The sequence below is a fragment of the Coprococcus sp. AM100_B19A genome (assembly GCF_027662015.1).
Taxonomy (GTDB): domain Bacteria; phylum Bacillota; class Clostridia; order Lachnospirales; family Lachnospiraceae; genus Allocoprococcus; species Allocoprococcus comes.
In genome coordinates this window covers 62,156-79,946 of sequence record NZ_JAQDKN010000004.1, presented here as the reverse complement: position 1 = coordinate 79,946, position 17,791 = coordinate 62,156, and the positions used below count along the sequence as shown (strand labels likewise).

The following is a 17,791-nucleotide window of genomic DNA, read 5'->3' as shown; positions in this document are numbered from 1 at the left end:
AAAACCTGTGGTAAAGTAAAAAATGCGCTATTGTGGAAACGTATGCCATAAGTGCGCCCTGAATAAGGCGGAAATAACCCGAAAATTTATCATATAAGGAGTGAAACGTCAAATGGAGAAAAACAGAATTCGTCCCATCACAAACGGAAAAAGTATGCGCATGAGCTATTCCCGGCAAAAAGAAGTACTCCAAATGCCTAATTTGATCGAAGTTCAGACCGACTCTTACAAATGGTTCCTGGATGAAGGATTAAAAGAAGTATTTGATGATATTTCTCCGATTACCGATTACAGCGGACATCTGAGCCTGGAATTTGTCGACTTTACATTGTGCACAGATGAAACCAAGTACACAATCGAGGAATGTAAAGAACGCGATGCTACTTATGCTGCACCGCTTAAAGTGAAGGTAAGACTTCACAACAAAGAGACAGATGAGATCAATGAACATGAGATCTTTATGGGTGATTTACCGATTATGACAAGAACCGGTACCTTTGTAATCAATGGTGCGGAACGTGTTATTGTCAGCCAGCTGGTGCGTTCACCTGGTATTTATTATGGAATTGCGCATGATAAACTTGGTAAAGAATTATACTCTTGCACCGTTATCCCGAACAGGGGTGCATGGCTTGAATATGAGACGGACTCCAATGACGTTTTCTATGTCCGTGTGGACAGAACCCGTAAGGTGCCGATCACAGTCCTGATCCGTGCACTTGGTATTGGAACGAATGCTGAGATTATCGATCTTTTTGGTGAAGAGCCAAAGATTCTCGCAAGTTTCACAAAGGATACTTCAGAGAACTATCAGGAAGGTCTTCTCGAATTATATAAGAAGATCCGTCCGGGTGAACCACTTGCTGTAGACAGTGCAGAAAGTCTGATCACCAGCATGTTCTTTGACCCGAGACGTTATGACCTTGCAAAGGTTGGACGTTATAAATTTAATAAGAAGCTTATGCTCAAGAACCGTATCACAGGACATACGCTGGCTGAAGACGTAGTAAGCCCGATGACAGGTGAAGTAATTGCAGAAGCAGGAGCTGTCGTTGACAGAGAACTTGCAGATGCCATCCAGAATGCAGCTGTTCCATATGTGTGGATCGCAAGAGAAGAAAGTGACCGTAATATCAAAGTACTTTCTAATATGATGGTAGATCTCAAAGCTGTATGTGGAATCGATCCGGAAGAAGTTGGCGTAACTGAACTGGTATACTATCCGGTACTTGCTGAACTCCTGGAAGAGACGGCCGGAGATATCGATGAGCTGAAAGAAGCAATTCATAAGAATATTCATGAACTGATTCCGAAGCATATTACAAAAGAAGACATTATGGCGTCTATCAATTACAATATGCATCTTGAATATGGAATCGGTAAAGATGATGATATTGACCACTTGGGTAACAGACGTATCCGTGCGGTTGGAGAACTTCTCCAGAATCAGTACAGAATCGGTCTTTCAAGACTGGAAAGAGTTGTTCGTGAAAGAATGACAACACAGGATCTGGAGGGCATTTCTCCACAGTCACTGATCAATATCAAGCCTGTAACTGCTGCTGTTAAAGAGTTCTTCGGATCATCACAGCTGTCACAGTTCATGGATCAGAATAACCCGCTTGGTGAGCTGACTCACAAGAGACGTCTTTCCGCACTTGGTCCTGGTGGACTTTCCCGTGACCGTGCCGGATTCGAGGTTCGTGACGTTCACTACTCACATTACGGAAGAATGTGTCCGATCGAGACACCTGAAGGACCGAACATCGGTCTGATCAACTCTCTCGCATGTTATGCAAGAATCAATGAGTACGGATTTATAGAAGCACCGTACCGTAAGATTGACAAAACAGATCCGCAGAATCCGGTCGTAACCGAAGAGGTAGTATATATGACTGCGGATGAAGAAGATAATTATCATGTAGCACAGGCGAATGAGCCTCTGGATGAGGAAGGACATTTCATTCATAAGAATGTATCTGGTCGTTTCCGTGATGAGACTCAGGAATACGAGAAAAGAATGTTTGATTACATGGACGTATCTCCGAAGATGGTATTCTCTGTTGCTACAGCACTGATTCCGTTCCTGCAGAACGATGATGCGAACCGTGCGCTGATGGGGTCCAACATGCAGCGTCAGGCCGTACCGCTTCTTACTACAGAAGCACCGGTAGTCGGAACAGGTATGGAAGTAAAATCTGCTGTCGACTCAGGTGTATGTGTCGTTGCAGAAGAAGGTGGTATTGTTGAAAGATCAACATCTACCGAAATCACAATCAAACAGGATGACAAGACAAAAAAGACTTATAAGCTGACCAAATTCCTGCGAAGCAACCAGAGCAACTGCTATAACCAGAGACCGATCGTTGTTAAAGGTGAAAGAGTTGAAAAGGGACAGGTAATCGCAGACGGACCTTCTACCTCCAATGGTGAGATGGCGCTTGGTAAGAACCCGTTGATCGGATTTATGACCTGGGAAGGTTACAACTACGAGGATGCTGTACTTCTTAGTGAACGTCTTGTACAGAATGATGTTTATACATCTGTTCATATCGAAGAATATGAAGCAGAAGCCCGTGATACAAAGCTCGGACCAGAAGAAATCACACGCGATATTCCTGGCGTAGGAGATGATGCACTGAAAGATCTGGATGAGAGAGGTATTATCCGTATCGGTGCTGAGGTTCGTGCAGGAGATATTCTTGTCGGCAAAGTTACTCCGAAGGGAGAGACAGAACTGACAGCAGAGGAAAGACTTCTTCGTGCAATTTTTGGAGAAAAAGCTCGTGAAGTAAGAGATACTTCTCTGAAAGTACCTCATGGTGAATACGGTATCGTTGTAGATGCAAAAGTATTTACAAGAGAAAATGGGGATGAACTTTCACCGGGAGTTAATCAGGCAGTCCGTATCTACATCGCACAGAAGAGAAAGATCTCTGTAGGTGATAAGATGGCCGGACGTCATGGTAACAAGGGTGTTGTTTCCCGTGTACTTCCTGTAGAAGATATGCCGTTCCTTCCGAACGGACGTCCGCTTGACATCGTGCTGAACCCACTGGGTGTACCGTCACGTATGAATATCGGACAGGTACTGGAGATCCACCTTTCTCTGGCTGCCAAAGCACTTGGATTCAACATTGCAACACCAGTATTCGATGGTGCAAACGAGGTTGATATTATGGATACCCTGGATCTGGCGAACGATTATGTTAACCTGTCCTGGGAAGAATTTGAAGCAAGACATAAAGAAGAACTTCTTCCGGAAGTTATGGATTATCTGTATGAGAACAGAGACCACAGAGCACTGTGGAAAGGCGTTCCGCTTTCAAGAGACGGTAAAGTAAGACTGAGAGACGGTCGTACCGGAGAATATTTCGACAGCCCGGTAACAATCGGACACATGCATTATCTGAAACTGCATCACCTGGTTGATGATAAGATCCATGCACGTTCAACCGGTCCTTACTCACTGGTAACACAGCAGCCACTTGGTGGTAAAGCACAGTTCGGTGGACAGCGTTTCGGAGAGATGGAGGTTTGGGCACTAGAAGCTTACGGTGCATCTTATACTCTGCAGGAAATCCTGACAGTTAAATCCGATGATGTGGTTGGCCGTGTGAAGACATACGAAGCAATCATCAAAGGTGAAAATATTCCTGAACCGGGAATTCCGGAATCCTTCAAGGTACTTCTTAAAGAACTTCAGTCACTCGGTCTGGATGTACGTGTCTTGGATGAGAACAATGAAGAAGTTCAGATCATGGAAAGTGTAGATTACGGTGATACAAACCTGAATCACATTATTGAAGGAGACAGACGCTACAATAACGATGAAGATTATGGTAAACACGGATACAGCAAGCAGGAATTCTCAGAAGGAGAACTGGTTGATGTAAATGATGAGCCGGAGGAAGATGACAGCTTCGACGATTTTGATGGCGATATGAACGATGATTTTGATGACGACATGGATTTAGAATAGGAGGATGCCGAGAATGACAGAAACAAAAAAAGAACCAACGTATCAACCGATTTCATTTGATGCGATTAAAATAGGTCTGGCATCTCCGGAAAAGATTCTGGAATGGTCAAGAGGTGAAGTTACAAAACCGGAGACAATCAACTACAGAACACTGAAGCCGGAAAGAGACGGTCTGTTCTGTGAGAAAATCTTTGGACCTAGCAAAGACTGGGAATGCCACTGTGGTAAATACAAAAAGATCCGTTATAAAGGTGTTGTATGCGATCGCTGTGGTGTAGAAGTAACAAAGGCAACTGTGCGACGTGAACGTATGGGTCACATCGCACTTGCGGCACCGGTTTCTCATATCTGGTATTTCAAAGGTATTCCGAGCCGTATGGGACTGATCCTGGATCTTTCACCGAGAACTTTGGAAAAAGTACTGTATTTCGCTTCTTATATCGTACTTGATAAGGGAGAGACAGATCTCTCTTACAAGCAGGTTCTTTCAGAAGCTGAATACCAGGAAGCAAGAGAAAACTGGGGCAATGGCTTCCGCGTAGGAATGGGAGCAGAAGCGATCAAAGAACTTCTTGAAGCGATTGATCTTGAAAAAGATTATGCTGAACTGCAGGCAGGACTTGAGGGTGCTACCGGACAGAAGAGAGCAAGAATCGTTAAGAGACTTGAAGTAGTAGAAGCTTTCCGCGAATCAGGAAATAAACCGGAATGGATGATCATGACTGCAATCCCGGTAATTCCGCCGGATCTGCGTCCGATGGTACAGCTGGATGGTGGACGTTTTGCAACATCTGACCTGAATGATCTGTACAGAAGAATTATCAACAGAAATAACCGTCTGAGAAGACTCCTTGAACTGGGAGCTCCGGACATTATCGTTAGAAACGAAAAGAGAATGCTGCAGGAAGCTGTAGATGCTCTGATCGACAATGGACGTCGTGGACGTCCGGTAACAGGTCCTGGAAACAGAGCACTGAAATCCCTTTCTGATATGCTGAAAGGTAAATCAGGACGTTTCCGTCAGAACCTGCTCGGAAAACGTGTTGACTACTCAGGACGTTCCGTTATCGTTGTAGGACCGGAACTGAAAATCTATCAGTGCGGTCTTCCGAAAGAAATGGCAATCGAGCTGTTCAAGCCGTTTGTTATGAAAGAACTTGTTGAGAGCGGAGCTGCTCACAATATTAAGAATGCTAAGAAAATGGTAGAGCGTCTTCAGCCGGAAGTATGGGATGTGCTTGAAGATGTAATCAAAGAGCATCCGGTTATGCTGAACCGTGCTCCTACACTTCACCGTCTTGGTATCCAGGCATTTGAACCGATTCTGGTAGAAGGTAAAGCAATTAAGCTTCATCCACTGGTATGTACCGCATTCAATGCCGATTTCGATGGTGACCAGATGGCGGTTCATCTTCCGCTTTCTGTAGAAGCTCAGGCTGAGTGCCGTTTCCTTCTGCTTTCACCAAACAACCTTCTGAAACCGTCTGATGGTGGTCCGGTAGCTGTTCCTTCACAGGATATGGTTCTTGGTATCTACTATCTGACACAGGAAAGACCGGGAGCCAAGGGAGAAGGAAAAGTATTCAAGAGTGTGAATGAAGCAATTCTTGCTTATGAAAACGGAGTTGTAACTCTTCACTCAAGAATCAAAGTACGTGTGACAAAGACGATGCCGGATGGAACAAAGAAGACCGGTACAGTAGAGTCTACACTTGGACGTTTCATTTTCAACGAAATCATTCCGCAGGATCTTGGTTTTGTTGATCGTGAAAAAGAAGGAAATGAACTGGTTCTTGAAGTGGATTTCCATGTAGGAAAGAAACAGCTGAAACAGATTCTTGAAAAAGTTATTAACACACATGGTGCGTCAGCTACAGCTGAAGTACTTGACCATGTAAAATCAATGGGATACAAGCTCTCTACAAGAGCAGCTATGACTGTATCTATTTCAGATATGACTGTACCGCCACAGAAACCGGAATTGATCGCAAGAGCACAGGCAACGGTTGATAAGATCACACGTAACTTCAAGCGTGGTCTTATTACAGAAGAAGAACGTTACAAAGAAGTTGTAGAGACCTGGAAAGAAACAGATGATGAGCTTACAGAAGCCCTTCTTACAGGACTTGATAAATACAACAACATCTTCATGATGGCGGATTCCGGAGCCCGTGGATCTGATAAACAGATCAAACAGCTTGCAGGTATGCGTGGACTTATGGCTGATACAACCGGTCATACGATCGAGCTGCCTATCAAGTCAAACTTCCGTGAAGGTCTGGACGTACTGGAATACTTCATGTCTGCGCATGGAGCTCGAAAAGGTATGTCAGATACTGCCCTTCGTACAGCCGATTCAGGATACCTGACAAGACGTCTTGTTGACGTATCACAGGATCTGATCATCCGTGAGGTTGACTGTGTAAGCAAAGATGCTGAAATTCCGGGAATGTATCTGCATGCATTCATGGATGGAAATGAAGAAATCGAAAGTCTTCAGGAACGTATTACAGGAAGATATTCATGCTATACAATTTGTGACAAAGATGGCAATGTGCTTGTAAAAGCAAACCACATGATCACACCAAAACGTGCAGAAAAGATCATGAAATACGGTGTGGATGAAAATGGAAATTCACCACTTAAGAAAGTGAAAGTCCGTACAATCCTGACCTGTAAATCACACATTGGTATCTGTGCGAAATGTTATGGTGCCAATATGGCAACAGGTGAACCTGTACAGGTTGGTGAAGCTGTCGGTATTATTGCAGCTCAGTCAATCGGTGAACCTGGTACACAGCTGACCATGCGTACTTTCCATAGTGGTGGTGTAGCCGGTGGAGATATCACACAGGGTCTTCCTCGTGTCGAAGAACTTTTTGAAGCAAGAAAGCCGAAAGGTCTTGCTATCATCACAGAAATCGCAGGTGTTGCAAACCTGAACGATACAAAGAAGAAGCGTGAAATCATTGTTACCAATCAGCAGACAGGTGAGACAAAGACTTATCTGATTCCTTATGGATCACGTATTAAAGTACAGGATGGAGCTGTTCTGGAAGCCGGTGACGAGCTTACAGAAGGTAGCGTGAACCCGCATGACCTTCTTAAGATCAAAGGTCTTCGTGCTGCACAGGACTACATGCTTCAGGAAGTACAGAGAGTATACCGTCTGCAGGGTGTAGAAATCAACGATAAGCATATCGAAGTTATCGTTCGTCAGATGCTGAAGAAGATTCGCATCGAAGAAAGAGGAGATACTGAATTCCTTCCGGGAACAATGGTAGATGTCCTTGAGTTCAACGATGTAAATGAACAGATGGTAGCAGAAGGTAAAGAGCCTGCAACAGGAGAACAGATCATGCTTGGTATTACTAAGGCATCCCTGGCAACAGATTCCTTCCTGTCAGCTGCATCCTTCCAGGAGACAACCAAGGTTCTGACTGAGGCTGCTATCAAAGGCAAGGTTGACCACCTGATCGGTCTGAAAGAGAACGTCATTATCGGTAAACTGATTCCGGCAGGAACAGGTATGAGAAAATACCGTGATGTTAAGCTTGATACAGGCCTTGGTATGGATATGGACGACGAAATCAGTTTTGATGATTTTGATATGGATGATGATACTGAGTCTGAAGCACCGGCAGAGACAGCAGAAACTGTTGAAAGCGAAGAAAATGCTGACGAAACAGTTACAGTTGAAGAATAGGCTTTATATGCTAAGAGAGGCAGATACGTTGAATGGCGTGTCTGCTTTTCTTGCTTTAAAGACATGAAAAACAAAAATATTTAAAAATTATTTCCAATTCTTTAACACTTTACAAAAATAAAGGGTTGCAAAATATGAAAAAATACAGTAGCATATAAATAATCAGTCGAAAATCAGGGGGTGTGATATGCTGGATTTAGCTCATATTGGTGAACGGATCAGAGAATGCAGAAAAAAGAAAATGATGACAATCCGGGTTTTGGGAGAATATACAGGGCTTTCAGCGGGCTATCTGAGTATGCTGGAACAGAATAAGACATCTCCGAATGTGGACAGCCTTGCGCGAATTTGTGAAGCACTGGATATTGATATCCAGTATGCACTGGAAGGGGAAATGCCGGGAAAGACGATTATACACAGAGAAGAAATGAGTAAGCATCTTTATCCGGAAGAAAATATGACAGTTGAGGTTGCAGACTTTGGTCAGGGAGAATCGATTTTTGAATATATTACGATTGAACCGGGAGAATCTGCGAAAAAAGAAGAATATCGTCATGTCTTTTCGGAAATGTGTATGGTGATAAAAGGAACTCTGAATGTAGAGATGGAAGGAAAAATTTGCAGTTTACATCCGGGAGACAGTATATATATAAAGAGCAGAGAGCGTCATAGTATTTCCAATCCTGGAAAAGAACCTTGTGTGAGTATATGGGTATATCACCGGGATGTACCAAGACTGTTTGGAAGAAATGAAAATAAAAGGTGAAAATTAAATTGTGAAATAAATGAAATAAATAGCATTCCTCTTGACAATCTTAGAGTATGGTTCTATAATAAGAAAAAAAGTTACACATATGAATAAATATTCATTTAAGTGAATTTACAAAATTGAACTGTTAAAACAGGGTTTCTTCGAAATTCACGCAGCTCTGAAGACAGTGTTATTTACTAAAGTGTATAAAGATTAGATTTTTATACATACAATACGGACAATCTAATAATTAAACATAGACGTCATAGCGTGAAACTATGACCTTTGAAAGAAGACAAGGACGTCATGATGCAAATCATGGCGTTCTTTTGTTTACACCACTAGACTGCGGTCTAGTAAAGTATTACATTGTCGCAGAGGGACGGACTCACAAAAGAAAAGTCCTTGACACAAAAACAATAGTTCATGAGAGGAGAAAAAATGGAGCGATTAACAAAACTAAGAGAGTACATGGAAAAGGAAAATCTGGATGGATTTTATGTTGCAAAGCCGGCGAACGTACGCTGCATCAGTGGATATACCGGAGAGGATTCATTCCTTTTCATTACAAAGGCTAATCAATATTTTATTACAGATGCCAGATATACAGAGCAGGCATCCTATGAATGCCCGGAGTATGAAATTGTAAACTGGAGAATCGGGTTCGGCGGAAATATGGGGAAAGCTGTTGCCGGATACGCAGAAAAAGACGGAGTAAAGGCAATCGGATTTGAACAGGATTATCTGACCTTTGAAAAATGGAATGCAATGCAGGCTGAGATTAGTGCAGAGATGGTGCCAACCCTGAATGCGATTGAAGGATTACGCGCCATCAAAACACCAGAGGAAATTAAAAATCTTACGATTTCCTGTGATATTGCATGCAGAGCTTTTGAAAAAATTCTGAAGGATATCCGAGTTGGTATCACAGAAAAGGAAATTGCATCCAGACTTTCCCATTACATGGTAATGGAAGGCGCAGATACAAAGCCTTATGGCGGAATTGTTATTTCAGGAGCAAAGACTTCACTGCTCCATGGTATTCCGGACCAAAACCCGATAGAATATGGTGATTTTGTTTTAATGGATTTTGGATGTCAGTACAAAGGTTATCTTTCCGATATGACAAGAACAGTTGTTGTCGGCAAAGCAGATGCAAAACAGAAAGAAGTTTATGATCTGTGCCGTCGCATGACAGAAGATACAGAAGCATCCGTAAAACCAGGAGTAACAGGAACCTCCTGTTATGAAGCTTCCATGGAAGCAATCAAAGATACTGAATATCTGAAGTATAATTATACAGGTATTGGTCATGGAGTGGGGCTGTTCGTCCATGAACTCCCGTTTATCGGGCTGAACTGTGAGAATATCTTACAGGAGAACAGTGTAATGACAGTAGAACCAGGAATTTATATTCCGGGCTGGGGTGGTGTCCGAATCGAAGATCAGGGCATCATCACAAAAGACGGATATGAGAACCTGATCAGTGCTACACATGAGCTAATAGAATTATAAATGAAAAAGGAGGACAACATTTATGAAAAAGAAATTATTAGCAGCTTTACTTGCTACAGCAATGACAGTAACAATGTTTGCTGGCTGTGGTACACCGGGATCCAAAGATTCCAAGAAAGATGACAGCAGTGCTTCATCAGGAAAGAAGAGAATTACTTACACACTTCGTGAAGACCTTCCTTCTATGGATCCACAGAACAGTAACTCTATCTCATGTGCAACAGCAGAAATCTGCACCTATGCGATGCTGACACGTAACGTGGAAGGCGAAATCAAACCAGATGCAGCTGAAAGCTGGGATATTTCAGATGACGGACTTACTTACACATTCCACCTTCGTGATGGACTGAAATGGTCTGACGGAGAAGATGTAAAAGCAGGCGATTATGTTTATGGTATCCAGAGACTTATGGATCCAGAAATGGCAAGCGATTACGCATTCATCGGATATATCCTCAAAAACGGTGCAGAAGTAAATAGCGGTTCTGTGCCTGTCGATGAACTTGGCGTATCTGCACCAGATGACAAGACAGTTGTTATCGAACTTGCACATCCGGCTACATACTTCCTTAGTATGGCTGCTATGGCAACATTCGGTCCTACAAGAAAAGATTATGTAGAAAAATACGGAAAAGAATATGCAGCTGATCCGGAAAAATCTGTTTATAACGGACCGTTCAAGATGACAGAGTGGAAACATGGCGATGAAATGATCCTTTCTAAGAATGAAAATTACTGGGATGCAGACAGCATCAAGCTTGATGAAATCTGCGTAAAGACAGTTGCAGATGCTAAGACAGCGGTTGCTATGTGGGAACAGGGCGAAGTTGATATCACAGTTGTACCTACTGAAATGACAGATCAGTATACAGAAAATACTGAATTCTACTATACAGGTGCAGATGATTACATCATGCTCAACATGTCAGAAGACAGACCGCTTGCTAACAAGAACCTGAGATTTGCTTTGAACTATGCAATCAACAGAACAGAATACAACAAGCTGGTTAACAATGATGTATATGACGTTGCACAGAGACTTGTACTTCCAAACGTGCAGGCGGCAGATGACCAGACATACGGAGAAGCTTATCCATATACACCATTCCCGGCAGAAAATGATAATGATAAAGCAAAAGAATATCTGGATGCAGCAATGAAAGAAATGGGCGTTTCTAATCCGGCAGACATCAAGATTACTCTTCTTACAACTGATACAGATGGTGCTAAGAAGCAGGCTGAAGTTCTTCAGGAACAGTATCAGAAGAACCTTGGTATTACAGTAGAAATCAACCAGGTAACTTACAAACAGAGACTTCAGATGGAAACTGAAAAAGATTACGATATGGTAGTAACAGGATGGGTTCCGGACTACTCTGACGCATACTCTTATCTGGAACTGTGGATCAGTGATGGTCAGTATAACCACTCTGGATATGCGAACGCTGAATACGACAAGCTTCTTAAAGATTCTCAGACAGAGACAGATGCTAAGACAAGACAGGATATGCTGTTCCAGGCAGAAAAGATCTTCCTTGAAGAAGATTCCGCTCTTGTACCGCTTCAGTTACGTAGAGACCAGTATCTGATCAATCCGAAGATTTCTAACTTCAATGTATACTTTGTCGGATATGACTTCGATCTGGTATATGCAGACATCAGCGAATAATACAGTTGGATGGTAACATACCTTGCGGTCGGCGCGGACTTACTGGTCCGCACCGGCTGCTTATTTGAGGGTTTTGATTATTTTGAGGGGTAGATTTGGTATGTATCAGCCAATAGGAAGTATGTGAAATAATCAAAGCTATCAAATAAAGAAAAATGAAGGGAGACAAAAGAATGGCAAAATATATAGCTAAACGAGTTGCATTAGCCATCGTAACACTTTTGGTACTTACAAGTGTTGTATTCGTCCTGGTTCGTCTGATGCCGGGAGATCCGTTCTCAAGTGACAAGATGACACCGGAGATCAAAGCGAATCTGGAAGCTTACTATGGTTTGGATAAACCGCTTGCAGAGCAGTATATAACTTATATGAAGAATGTGCTTCATGGTGATCTGGGGTATTCTATGAAGTATGAAAGTCAGACAGTTAACCGTATTATTGCTGACTCATTCCCATACTCAGCAGACCTGGGAATCCGTTCACTGTGCTTTGCACTGTTCTTCGGACTGATCCTTGGAATTGTAGCAGCACTGAATCGAGGAAAGAAACTGGACTTCGTCTGTATTTTGATTGCGATCATTGGTACATCGATTCCTGACTTCATCATGGGATCTGTACTTCAGTATTTCTTCGGAATCAAATGGCAGATTCTTCCGGTTGCGCAGTACACAAGCTTTAAGCACACAATTTTACCGTCAATCGCGGTTGGATTCTATACACTGGCATCCATTTCCCGTCTGATGCGTTCCAGTATGCTGGAAGTTGTATCTTCAGATTATACAAAGACAGCACGTGCGAAAGGTTTATCGGATTTCCGAATTACAGTTAAACATCAGATCCGTAATGCGATCACACCGATCATTACCATTATGGGACCGACAGTTGCATCTGTATTAACAGGAACATTCGTAATCGAAGCCCTTTTCGCAATCCCTGGAATGGGAAAACATTATGTAGACAGTATTAACATGGCAGATTATACACTGGTTCTTGGTATGACGATCTTCTACGGAGCATTCCTGATCGTGTCAATCCTGATTGTAGATATCTTATACGGTATTGTAGATCCGAGAATCCGTCTGAGTGGTAAAAAAAGGTAGGTGACGAGAAATGGCAGAAATTACAAAAGAACAGTTTAAAGTTGTAGGAAAAAATACAAAGACAATGGAGTCTATTTCCCGTCCGAATATTGGTTACTGGCAGGATGCATGGAGACGAATCCGCAAGAATAAGATTGCATTCTTCTCATTGTGCCTGATTGGACTTTATGTACTTATGGCGATCTTTGTTCCAATGTTCAGCAAATATGACATTGCAACACAGAGTGTGGCAGAGATGAACCAGAGTTTTTCAAAAGCACATTGGTTTGGAACAGACTCTCTTGGACGTGATCTCTGGGTTCGTGCATGGTCTGGTGCGAGAGTATCTTTGACAATTGGTTTTGCAGCCAGCATCATCAATGCAATCGTTGGATCTATCATGGGTGGTATCTCAGGATTCTACGGTGGCAAGATCGATATGGTTATCCAGCGTGTCGTTGACGTATTATACGGAATCCCAAGTCTGATCGTTACCATTCTTCTTATGGTAGTTGTTGGTAACGGTGTACACTGTTTGATTCTTGCTATGTGTTGCGTCGGATGGATCGGTGGATGTCGTTTCGTTCGTGGTGAAGTATTAAAACTGAGAGAATCTGATTTCGTATCTGCAGCCAAGATCCTTGGTGTGCCGGATATCGTAATCATTGTAAAACATATTTTACCGAATATCATGGGACTTATCATTACAAACCTGACAATGGCTATTCCGGGAGCTATTTTCCAGGAGGCATTCCTGAGCTATATCGGTCTGGGTATCAAACCACCGAACTGCAGCTGGGGTGTACTTGCAAAAGACGGAATCGCACAGCTGAGAATTCATCCGTACCAGGTATTTGTACCGGCATTCCTGATTTGTACAACAATGCTTGCGCTGAATCTTCTTGGTGATGGGCTTCGTGATGCATTTGACCCGAAACTTAGAGGAACCGAGTAGGAAGGAGTATAGAAGATGGAAAATTTATTGGAAGTAAAAAATCTGCAATTCTCTTTCCGTACATACGGTGGAGTTGTAAAAGCTGTTCGTGATGTCAGCTTTGAAGTCCGTCCGGGAGAAATTCTTGGTATAGTTGGAGAATCCGGATGTGGAAAGAGTGTTACCTCTCAGTGTCTGATGAGACTGAATCCAGAACCGCCTGGATTCTTTGAAGGCGGAGAGATTCTTTATAAAGGAAAAGATGTTCTGAAAATGAACAAAAAAGAACTTCGTCAGTTCCGTGGAAAAGAGATCAGTTATATTTTTCAGGATCCTATGACCTCATTGAACCCGACAATGCGTATCGGAAAACAGATTGAAGAAGTATTCGTCGGAAGAAAAGGTATGAGTGCAGCTGAGAAAAAAGCAAAAGCACTTGAAATCCTTAAAATGGTAGGTATCTCTGATGGAGAACGCCGTTACAAACAGTATCCACATGAACTTTCAGGTGGTATGAAACAGCGTGTTATGATCGCGATCGCTCTGGTGGGAAGCCCGAGCATCGTTATTGCCGATGAGCCGACTACTTCTTTGGATGTTACAATTGAAGCGCAGATTCTTGATGTACTGAAAAATCTTCAGAAAACACTTGGGACATCTATTATCCTGATCACACATGACCTTGGTGTTATCGCAAAGCTTTGCGACCGTGTACTGGTTATGTATGGAGGAAAGATCGTAGAACGTGGATCTGTAGATGAGATTTTCTATGATACAGCACATCCTTATACAAAAGGACTTATGCATTCAATTGCCAAACTGGATACAGCAAAAGGCCACAAATTGCAGCCAATCGAAGGAACACCTCCGGATCTGTTTGCACCTCCGAAAGGATGTCCGTTCGCAGCAAGATGTGAATACTGCATGGAAATCTGTAAAGATATGCCGCCACAGACTTATGAGCTTTCAAAAGAACATGAAACCTGTTGCTGGCTGCAGCATGAATATGCACCGGATACAGACATGAGAAGAAAAGTAACTGAGAAAGGAGAGGTGTAAAATGGAAAATACAGAAAAAAAACAGCCTCTCGTACAGGTGAAAAACTTATGTAAATATTTTGAAATCAGCCGTAAAGAAACCTTAAAAGCGGTTGATGATCTTACATTTGATATTTATAAAGGTGAGACAGTCAGCCTGGTAGGTGAGTCCGGCTGTGGTAAATCTACAACAGGACGTACCATGATCAAGTTATACAATCCGACTTCGGGAAATGTATATTATGATGGAAAAGATATTTTCAAATACAATCATGCAGAGCAGAAAGAATTCTGTAAGAAGGTACAGATGATTTTTCAGAACCCGTATTCATCACTGAATCCACGTATGACTGTTAAGGATATCGTTGGAGAAGGTCTGAAACAGCATGGAATGTCAACAAAGGATGCAGATGCAAAAGTAGAGCAGCTGCTTGCTACAGTTGGTCTTAATAAAGATCATATGTCACGTTTCCCACACGAATTCTCAGGTGGACAGAGACAGCGTATCGGTATCGCACGTGCTCTTTCTGTTGATCCGGAATTCATCATCTGTGATGAGCCGATTTCAGCTCTTGATGTGTCTATCCAGGCACAGGTTATCAATATGCTGAAAGAACTGCAGGAAGAAAGAGGACTGACTTACCTGTTTATCGCGCATGACCTTAGTGTCGTAAAATATATTTCTGACCGTGTAGTTGTTATGTACCTCGGAACAATGGTCGAGACTGCTGAGACAGATGAACTTTATGCTCATCCGATGCATCCATATACACAGGCACTGCTTTCTGCAATCCCGGAAGCAGATCCGAATAAAGCAAAAGCGAACCAGCGTATTCCGATCAAGGGTGAGATCCCAAGCCCGATCAATCCGAAGAACTGCTGTCGTTTCGCTGAGAGATGTCAGCATGCGACAGAACGCTGCTTTAAGGAAATGCCGCAGATGAAAGAGATTGCTCCTGGACATAAGGTGGCATGCCATCTTGTAGAAGATAAATAAAAAGTAGTAATATAATAAAGAAGACGAAGGACTTAAGAAGAGTTCTTCGTTTTCTTTTTGTTTTATGAGAAATTCCGATGGAACTTTCTGTGAAAAAACACTATATGCCTTGGCAGATTAAAAAATTTCCAGAAAAATTGTGCAGAATCACAAAATACGGATTGACACGAAAATATTGACAATATAAGGTAAAAACGATATTATATAGAGATGTAATTGTAATTAAAGTGTCATATCGTGTAATAGTTATGTAACAAATGAAAGTGAGTGTATATGGAACAGAGAAAATCAGCAAGGAGAAGATCGTCTGATGGAACTTCTAATAGAAATATGCGAAGTATCAATAACAGCAGAGAAGTAAGCAGACGGGCTAAGGGGAAGAACCGGTATGCTTATGAAGAAGACCGAAGATCTGCCCGATATTATGATGATGAGGAAGATTACTACAGAGAACGACCGAAAAAGAAATCATCTTCGAATGATAAGAAGAAAAGAAGACCGGAAGAAGACTATCAGAATATAAGAAAGATGTCTGACCCGGAGAATAATAAGAATCGTAAAAATAAACGGCGCAGAGGAAGAAAGAAAAATCGGGTAAGCAGAACGATTGGAATTATACTTGCAATTATCCAGTTTATCCTGTCTGTAGTACTTGCAGTGAATGTGATGCTGTTCAATGTACTTACTTCTACTTATTTCCTGGTACTGATCGGAGTGCTGCTGATCCTGCTTGGAATTACCTTGCTGACACAGATAGCGGCAAAAGGAAAAGGAATTGGCGGAAAGATATTCTGTATACTGATCTGCATCATTCTGGGAGTGGGTTCTTTCTATATAGGAAAAGTAAATAATGCATTCCAGAAGATTACCGGAAGCAATAAGAAAACAAGTTCCATGGTAGTTGCGGTAAAGGCGGATGATAATGCAGATACTTTATCAGCAGCAGCCGGATATACATTTGGTGTTCAGTATGCGACTGGTGGAGATCAGACGAAGTCGGCAGTCAAACAGATTGAAAAGGAACTGGGCCAGAACATTACTCTTCAGGAATACAGTAATCTGGGAGAAGAAGCACAGGCATTATATGACGGAGAAGTAGATGCGATTATCTACAACTCAGCTTACAGTAATATTATCAAGGAACAGTATTCAACCTTTACAAAGGATACAAAGGTTATTTATAAGCACAATATTGTTGTTGAAATTGAAAGCGATACATCTGATGAAAGCGTTACAAAGCCATTTGCGGTTTATTTGAGTGGTATTGATACAAATGGTGATATCACAGAACAGGGACGAAGCGATGTCAATATCGTAGCGGTTGTTAATCCGACGAGCCATCAGGTATTACTGATTACAACCCCTAGAGATTATTATGTACCAATCCCGGGAGTATCCGGAGGACAGGACGATAAACTGACACATGCAGGAATCTATGGTGTAGATGTGTCTATGCAGACGCTGGAAGCACTTTATGATACAGATATCGAATTTTTCGGAAGAGTTAATTTTACATCTATGACCAGTGTGGTTGATGCACTTGGCGGACTGGATGTTGAATCAGATCTCGAATTTGATACAGGATGGGAGTCAGGTGCAGAGATTCATGTAAATGAAGGAATGAATCATTTTGACGGTATTAGTGCACTTGCTTTTTGCCGTGAACGTCAGGCACTGCCAGACGGGGACAACGGAAGAGGAGTCCATCAGCAGGCAGTTATCACTGCAATCATTAAAAAGATGATGTCACCGGCAATGCTCCGTGGGGCAAGTGATATTATAGACAGTGTCAGCGATGGTGTGGATACGAACTTTACTTCCAGCCAGATCCAGTCGCTGATCAAGACTCAGCTCAGAACCAATGCAAAATGGAATATTTACTCCGCGGCAGCGGATGGAACCGGGGGAACAGATATCTGCTATTCTTCAGGAGATGAAGAGCTTTATGTAACGTATCCGGATGAAAATTCAGTGGCTGAGATCAGTGAACTGATCAAAAAAGTAAAAGACGGAGAAACAATCGAAGGATCCGTAAGTACAGAATAAAAATGAAGAAAAAGTCAAGGTATGATTTGGAAAATATTTTTCAGAATGCCTTGACTTTTTTTTTGCGATATACT

10 protein-coding genes are annotated in these 17,791 nt (G+C 42.2%); all 10 read left to right on the top strand.

The genetic code is table 11. The features are described from left to right. Nucleotides 1–112: 112 nt before the first annotated feature. The 10 genes from rpoB (at nucleotide 113) to PGQ33_RS05290 (ending at nucleotide 17,717) form a co-directional block, all read left to right on the top strand. Nucleotides 113–3,982 carry a DNA-directed RNA polymerase subunit beta gene (gene rpoB, locus PGQ33_RS05335; protein WP_117557414.1) on the top strand — a complete coding sequence of 1,290 codons (3,870 nt, stop codon included), beginning with the start codon at nucleotides 113–115 and terminating at the stop codon, nucleotides 3,980–3,982. Between the two features lie 13 nt (nucleotides 3,983–3,995). Continuing rightward, complete coding sequence (gene rpoC, locus PGQ33_RS05330; protein WP_195502227.1) at nucleotides 3,996–7,688, top strand: DNA-directed RNA polymerase subunit beta'; 3,693 nt, start codon at nucleotides 3,996–3,998, stop codon at nucleotides 7,686–7,688. Between the two features lie 187 nt (nucleotides 7,689–7,875). Beyond that, nucleotides 7,876–8,454: a helix-turn-helix domain-containing protein gene (locus PGQ33_RS05325; protein WP_117557418.1), complete on the top strand. Its 579-nt coding sequence runs from the start codon at nucleotides 7,876–7,878 to the stop codon at nucleotides 8,452–8,454. A gap of 426 nt (nucleotides 8,455–8,880) precedes the next feature. Next, nucleotides 8,881–9,954 (top strand): M24 family metallopeptidase, encoded by a 1,074-nt coding sequence (locus tag PGQ33_RS05320; RefSeq protein WP_270205387.1) that lies wholly within the window; start codon nucleotides 8,881–8,883, stop codon nucleotides 9,952–9,954. Nucleotides 9,955–9,976: 22 nt separating this feature from the next. Then, nucleotides 9,977–11,623 carry a peptide ABC transporter substrate-binding protein gene (locus tag PGQ33_RS05315; RefSeq protein WP_055247523.1) on the top strand — a complete coding sequence of 549 codons (1,647 nt, stop codon included), beginning with the start codon at nucleotides 9,977–9,979 and terminating at the stop codon, nucleotides 11,621–11,623. A 173-nt stretch (nucleotides 11,624–11,796) separates the two neighbouring features. After that, complete coding sequence (locus tag PGQ33_RS05310) at nucleotides 11,797–12,723, top strand: ABC transporter permease (RefSeq protein ID WP_022219960.1); 927 nt, start codon at nucleotides 11,797–11,799, stop codon at nucleotides 12,721–12,723. Nucleotides 12,724–12,733: 10 nt separating this feature from the next. After that, nucleotides 12,734–13,657, top strand: coding sequence for an ABC transporter permease (locus PGQ33_RS05305; RefSeq protein ID WP_008373509.1), 924 nt, complete (start codon nucleotides 12,734–12,736; stop codon nucleotides 13,655–13,657). 15 nt (nucleotides 13,658–13,672) lie between these two features. Beyond that, a complete protein-coding gene (locus PGQ33_RS05300; protein WP_055155422.1) occupies nucleotides 13,673–14,695 on the top strand; it encodes an ABC transporter ATP-binding protein in 1,023 nt (340 codons plus the stop codon). Between the two features lies 1 nt (nucleotide 14,696). Then, the gene (locus PGQ33_RS05295; protein ID WP_008373513.1) at nucleotides 14,697–15,671 is read left to right on the top strand and encodes an ABC transporter ATP-binding protein; all 975 of its coding nucleotides are present in this window, start codon (nucleotides 14,697–14,699) and stop codon (nucleotides 15,669–15,671) included. Nucleotides 15,672–15,944: 273 nt separating this feature from the next. Continuing rightward, complete coding sequence (locus tag PGQ33_RS05290) at nucleotides 15,945–17,717, top strand: LCP family protein (protein ID WP_270205386.1); 1,773 nt, start codon at nucleotides 15,945–15,947, stop codon at nucleotides 17,715–17,717. Nucleotides 17,718–17,791: the final 74 nt, after the last annotated feature.